At 62.8% G+C, this 6,224-nt stretch carries 5 protein-coding genes; 2 read left to right on the forward strand and 3 right to left on the reverse strand.

The window, feature by feature from the left end:
- The 3 genes from EN893_RS14405 to EN893_RS14415 form a co-directional block, all read right to left on the reverse strand.
- On the reverse strand, window positions 1–771 hold a 771-nt coding region (locus tag EN893_RS14405), incomplete at its 3' end, for a xanthine dehydrogenase family protein subunit M (RefSeq protein WP_164900862.1).
- A gap of 85 nt (window positions 772–856) precedes the next feature.
- Window positions 857–3,205, reverse strand: a complete 2,349-nt coding sequence (locus EN893_RS14410; RefSeq protein WP_127276722.1) for a xanthine dehydrogenase family protein molybdopterin-binding subunit — start codon at window positions 3,203–3,205, stop codon at window positions 857–859.
- Window positions 3,206–3,327: 122 nt separating this feature from the next.
- Window positions 3,328–3,825 (reverse strand): (2Fe-2S)-binding protein, encoded by a 498-nt coding sequence (locus EN893_RS14415; protein WP_127272058.1) that lies wholly within the window; start codon window positions 3,823–3,825, stop codon window positions 3,328–3,330.
- Between the two features lie 264 nt (window positions 3,826–4,089).
- Between EN893_RS14415 and EN893_RS14420 the strand changes: the two genes are divergently transcribed.
- Together EN893_RS14420 and EN893_RS14425 are read left to right on the forward strand one after the other, a co-directional pair.
- A complete protein-coding gene (locus EN893_RS14420; RefSeq protein ID WP_127270230.1) occupies window positions 4,090–5,274 on the forward strand; it encodes an FIST signal transduction protein in 1,185 nt (394 codons plus the stop codon).
- Window positions 5,275–5,289: 15 nt separating this feature from the next.
- The coding region (locus tag EN893_RS14425) for a HAMP domain-containing sensor histidine kinase (protein WP_164900864.1) at window positions 5,290–6,224 on the forward strand (935 nt) is incomplete at its 3' end.

Consider the following 6,224-nt stretch of genomic DNA (forward strand, 5'->3'; position numbering starts at 1 on the left):
CTTGGCCATCACCGTGATCAGATTGGCGCGATAGTCGGCCGAGGCGTGGATGTCGGTCATCAACTTCTTCGCCGGCACTTTCACCCCTTCGAGTGCCGAGGCCGCAAAATTCTTGGCCAATGCTGCCTCGATCTCCTTCGAACGAAAAACGCCGTCGTCGCCGGCACCGGTGACGGCGACGCTGACGCCATCCTTGCCCTTGGCCACGAACACGCCGTCGATGGCGTAGCGCGATGCCGGATTGCGGAATTTTTCATAGGCCGCCTTGGCCGGCGCGGTGAAGGTGACGGCGGTGACGATTTCGCCGTCCTTCAACGAGGTCTCGAACAGGCCCTTGAAGAACTTGTCGGCAGCGATCTCGCGCTTGTTGGTGATGATGGTGGCGCCCAGCGCCAGCAGCGCCGCCGGATAATCGGCCGCCGGATCGTTGTTGGCGATCGAGCCGCCGATCGTTCCCTTGTGGCGCACCGCCGGATCGCCGATCAGCGATGCCAGATGGGAAAGCGCCGGACAGGCCTTCTTCAGCTTCTCGTCATTGGCAACAGCATTATGCGTGGTGGCAGCGCCGATGGTGACGGTCTTGCCCGACACCGTGACGCCCTGCAGCTCCGTGATCCGCGACAGGTCGACAAGGTCGGACGGCGCGGCAAGCCGCGTCTTCATCGCCGGGATCAGCGTCATACCGCCCGAAAGCAGCTTGGCGTCGCCGGTCTTGATCAGCTTGGCGGCATCGGCGACCGAGGCGGCGCGATGATAGTTGACTGCGTACATTTGTCTTTCTCCCCTGGGTGAAAGAGCGAGCAGGAAGTAGCGAACATTCTCTTCCCTATTCGCTACCCCTATTCGCCATTCGCGTTCAATGTTTCGTCGCGCGGATCGCGGCCCACACGGTGGACGGCGAAGCCGGCATGGCAAGATCGTTGCTGCCGATGGCGTCGGTGATAGCGTTGATCACCGCCGGCGGCGAGCCGATCGCGCCGGCCTCGCCGCAACCCTTGATCCCCAACGGATTGCCCGGGCAAGGCGTGTTCGAGGTCGAGACCTTGAACGACGGCAGATCGCCGGCGCGCGGCATGGTGTAGTCCATGTAGCTCGCGGTCAGCAATTGTCCGCTGTTGTCGTAATGGGCGCCTTCGAGCAGTGCCTGGCCAATGCCTTGCGCCAGCCCGCCATGCACCTGGCCCTCGACGATCATCGGATTGATGATGTTGCCGAAATCGTCGGCGGCGACGAACTGGACGATCTCGGTCACGCCGGTTTCCGGGTCGACCTCGACCTCGCAGATATAGCAGCCCGCCGGGAAGGTGAAATTCGACGGATCGTAGAACGCCGTCTCCTTGAGCCCGGGCTCCATGCCGCCCGGCAGGTTGTGGGCAGTGTAGGCGGCCAGCGCCATCTGGAACCACGGCACGTTCTTGTCGGTGCCGGCCACCTTCAGCGCGCCGTTCTCGATGATGATGTCGCCTTCGTCGGCCTCGAGCAGGTGCGCCGCGATCTTCTTGGCCTTGGCCTCTACCTTGTCGAGCGCCTTGACGATGGCTGACATCCCGACCGCACCCGAGCGCGAGCCATAGGTGCCCATGCCCATCTGCACCTTGTCGGTATCGCCATGCACGATCGAGACCGAATCGAGCGGCACGCCGAAGCGCTCATTGACCAGTTGCGCGAAGGTCGTCTCATGGCCCTGGCCGTGGCTGTGAGAGCCGGTCAGCACCTCGATCGTGCCGACCGCGTTGACGCGCACTTCCGCCGATTCCCAAAGGCCGACACCGGCGCCGAGCGAGCCGACGGCCGCAGACGGCGCGATGCCGCAGGCCTCGATGTAGCAGCTCATGCCGATGCCGCGCAGCAGCCCCTTGTTGGCGGCGGCGGCCTTGCGCTTGGCGAAGCCGGCATAATCCGACGCCTGCATTGCCGCATCGAGCGAAGCGGCATAGTCGCCGGCGTCATAGCACATGATGACCGGCGTCTGATGCGGAAACGAGGTGACGAAGTTCTTGCGCCGCAACTCAGCCGGCGAAACGCCGAACTGGCGGGCCGCCGTCTCCATCATACGCTCCATGACGAAGGTCGCTTCCGGCCGCCCTGCCCCGCGATAGGCATCGACGGGCGCGGTGTTGGTGTAGATCGCCTTCACATTGGCGTGGATGGCCGGGATGTTGTACTGGCCCGACAGCAGAGTCGCATAGAGATAGGTCGGCGTCGCCGATGAAAACAGCGACATGTAGGCGCCGAGATTGGCTTGGGTTTCCACCTTCAGGCCGAGGATCCTGTGGTCCTTGTCGAAGGCCATTTCAGCATGGGTGTGATGGTCGCGGCCATGCGCATCGGTCAGAAAACTCTCGGTCCGGTCGGCCACCCATTTGACCGGCACGCCGGTCTTCTTCGACGCCCACAGGCAGACGATCTCTTCGGGATAGATGTAGATCTTCGAGCCGAAGCCGCCGCCGACATCGGGCGCGATCACGCGCAGCTTGTTTTCCGGCGCGACATTGTAGAAGGCGCTCATCACCAGCCGCGCCACATGCGGGTTCTGCGAGGTCGTCCAGCAGGTATAGTGATCCTCGGCCTTGTCGTAATGGCCAAGTGCGGCGCGCGGCTCCATGGCATTGGGCACCAGCCGGTTGTTGATGATGTCCATCTTGACGACATGGGCTGCCTTCCCGAAAGCCGCCGCGGTGTCGTCGGCATTGCCGATGTCCCAGTCGAAGATCAGATTGTTGTCCGCTTCGGGGTGGATTTGCGGCGCACCCTTGTCCATCGCCTTGGAGGCATCGACGACGGCCTTCAGCTCCTTGTAGGTGATCTCGACCGCCTCGGCGGCGTCGCGCGCCTGCCCCTTGGTCTCGGCGACGACGATGACGACGGCGTCGCCGACATAACGGACCCGGTCGAAGGCGAGTGGCGACCACGCTCCCATCTTCATCGGCGAGCCGTCCTTGGAGTGGATCATCCAACCGCAGATGAGATTGCCGATGCCGTCGGCCTTGAGTTCCTTGCCGGTCAGCACGCCGATGACGCCGGGCATGCCTTGGGCCTTCTTCACATCGATCTTCTTGATCTGCGCATGCGCGTGCGGACTGCGCACAAAGGCGGCGTGCTTCATGCCGGGAACCACCATGTCGTCGACATAGCGGCCGGCGCCCGTGATGAACCGTTTGTCTTCCTTGCGCGCGACCCGAGCGCCAACACCTTCAATGCCCATCAGAAATTCCTCCGGAATTATGGGAGTAGGGCAGTAGGGAGTAAGGGACTAGGGAAAAAGGGCCTCGTTGCGTTGGCCTTTTTGCCCTACTCCCCTACTGCCCTACTCCCTTATTCCCTTGCCTAAGCAGCTTGTCTCGCCTTACCCTTGGACCCCTTCATCGTCGTCGATGCGGCGAGGATCGCCTTGACGATGTTGTGGTAGCCGGTGCAGCGGCAGATGTTGCCGTCGAGCTCGGCACGCACCGTCGCCTCGTCGAGCCCTTCGGGGTGGCGGCTGATCATGTCGGTCGCCGTCATGATCATGCCCGGCGTGCAGAAGCCGCATTGCAGCCCGTGATGTTCCTTGAAGGCGGCCTGCACCGGATGCAGGTCGGCGCCATTGGCCAGGCCCTCGATCGTCAGCACGGTGGAGCCGGAGGCCTGCACCGCGAGCATCGTACAGGATTTGACCGCCTTGCCATCGACGTGGACGACGCAGGCACCGCATTGCGAGGTGTCGCAACCGACATGCGTGCCGGTAAGGCCGAGATTTTCCCGCAGGAAGTGAACCAGAAGTGTTCGGTCCTCGGCAGCACCGCTGACCCGCTTTCCGTTCACCATCAACGAAACGTCCGACATGGTCCCTCCCTGGGTATCAACCTTGGTATCCACGCTGCCGACGCGGTATTCGCGCTTCGGTGGTGCATTATTCGTACACCGCACATCGGACAAAAAACAGCACGTCGCAAACGCGGAACATTGTACTTTCGGTCATGGCCGCGCCCAAACATGCGGTGCCGGTGGCCCCATTGCCAAACCGCCGATTGAAGGCAACAATGTCGGTCGACGCCCGCGCGCCAGAAGCATTTAAAAACAGCCGCGCACAAAAAAGCGTCGGAGGAAATGCGGAGAACATCGCTGGCCAATTCACAGACGCGCTATGCATGCGGCCTGTCGGCGCTCACTACGGACGAGCCCGACATGGAGGCGTTCGCCAAGGCGATCGCACTGGAAGCAGCCGCCATCGACGCAGGCTTTGCCCTGCTGTTCTTTTCCCAGAGCCTGGTCGAAGCCAGCGCCCTTTCCCAGGCGCTCATGACCCACGCACCGGCGCTCCACCACGCCGGCTGTTCGACTGCCGGCGAGATCACGCCGCAAGGTCTCGAGGATGGCCATGTGCTGGCCATGCTGCTTCCGTCCACCGCGTTCACCGCCGTCAGCGTGATGGTCGAAAATCTGTCCTCGTCGGGTATGGACAGGATCACCGGCGAGGTGGAGACCCTGCGGCGATCGCTGCGCGCGCGCCCTGGTTGCGATCGGACCAAAGGCACTTTCGCGCTCTGCTTCATCGACGGGCTCTCTTATGCCGAAGAAGCGGTGAGTTCAGCCATCCACTGGGGCCTCGACGACATTCCGCTGCTTGGCGGCTCCGCCGGCGACGATCTGAAATTCGAGACGACGCGCCTGATCTCGAACGGCAAGGTCACCTCCGACAGCGCCATCATCGTGCTGATATCGACCGAAATTCCCTTCCATGTCTTCAAGACCGACAATTTCGTTCCCACCGATGAAAAACTGGTGGTGACGGCTTCCGATCCCGATCACCGCATCGTGCGCGAGTTCAATGCCACCAATGCGGCGCAGGAATATTCCGCGTCCGTCGGCATCGTCGCGCAGATGCTGACGCCACTGAGCTTCGCCTCGCATCCCGTGGTGGTGAAGGTGGGCGGCCAATATTATTGCCGGTCGATCCAGAAGATGCATGCCGACGGCTCGCTGTCGTTCTTCTGCGCCATAGACGATGGCGTTGTGCTGTCGATCGCTCAACCCAAGGACATGGTCGAATCGACGCGCGCCGCCCTGCGCGATGTCGAGGAGAGGCTTGGCGGTATCGACATGATCCTCGGCTTCGACTGCGTGCTGCGCCGGCTGGACGCGCGCAATCGGCAGGTATTTCGCGAGATCTCGGAACTCTACCGGGTCAACAATGTCATCGGCTTCGGCACCTATGGCGAACAGTACCGGTCGATGCATCTGAACCAGACTTTCACCGGCATCGCCTTTGGCGAGCGCCAGGCGGCGGAATAGGACGGCGCAAACAAGATGCCGCTGAGGGACATAAACGATCTTGAAAAGCTGAAGAAGATCAACGCGGCACTGGTCAGCCGCGTCGAGCGCTCTATGGACCAGCAAGGCAACGCCTTTTCGCTGTTCCAGACCGCGATCTCGCTGGAAAACCGGGTGCGCACCCGCACCGAGGAACTGCACTCGACCTTGCGCCGGCTGGAGCAGTCGAACATCGACCTCAGCGCCGCCAAGGAAAACGCCGAACTGGCGAACCTGTCGAAAACCCGTTTCCTCGCCGCTGCCAGCCACGACGTGCTGCAGCCGCTGAACGCGGCCCATCTCTCGGTTTCGGCGCTCGCCGAAGTTCAGACCAGTGACGAGGGCAAGAAACTGGTGCGGCAGGTCGAGCGCTCGCTGGAGACGATGGAGGACCTGCTTAGAACCCTGCTCGACATCTCAAAGCTCGATGCCGGCGTGGTGCAGCCCGACATAGGCGACGTCAGCCTGGAGGCGCTGTTCTCGTCGCTCCGCTCGGATTTCCTGCCGGTGGCGGAGATGAAAGGCCTGTCGCTGAAATTCCGGCCGGTCCACGCCGTGGTCCGCTCCGACCGCACGCTGCTGCGCCGCATCCTGCAGAACATTCTTTCCAACGCGCTGGGCTATACACGCTCGGGCGGCGTGCTTGTCGGCACCAGACATCGCGGCGACACCATCCGCATCGACGTCGCCGATACGGGCTGCGGCATTCCCGACGACCAGCGCGAGGCGGTGTTCGAGGAATTCCATCGCGGCACCTCGCCGGCCAATGCCGAACTGGACGGTGGCGGTCTCGGGCTCGGGCTCGCCATCGTGCGCCGCATGGCCAGCGCGCTCGGCCATCCCGTGACATTCTCGTCGAAGGTCGGACGCGGCACGATCTTCCACATCGATGTTCCGGTCGGCATTGGTGCGCCAGCCGATGCCATCGCCAG

Origin of the sequence: Mesorhizobium sp. M7A.F.Ca.CA.004.04.2.1 (assembly GCF_004022825.1) — a bacterium.
Lineage (GTDB): Bacteria > Pseudomonadota > Alphaproteobacteria > Rhizobiales > Rhizobiaceae > Mesorhizobium.

Bases quoted from the DNA above. Each gene is read 5' to 3' on its own strand.
- EN893_RS14410 (WP_127276722.1), bottom strand. From the start codon at position 3,205: ATGGGCATTGAAGGTGTTGGCGCTCGGGTCGCGCGCAAGGAAGACAAA.
- EN893_RS14420 (WP_127270230.1), top strand. From the start codon at position 4,090: ATGCGGAGAACATCGCTGGCCAATTCACAGACGCGCTATGCATGCGGC.
- EN893_RS14415 (WP_127272058.1), bottom strand. From the start codon at position 3,825: ATGTCGGACGTTTCGTTGATGGTGAACGGAAAGCGGGTCAGCGGTGCT.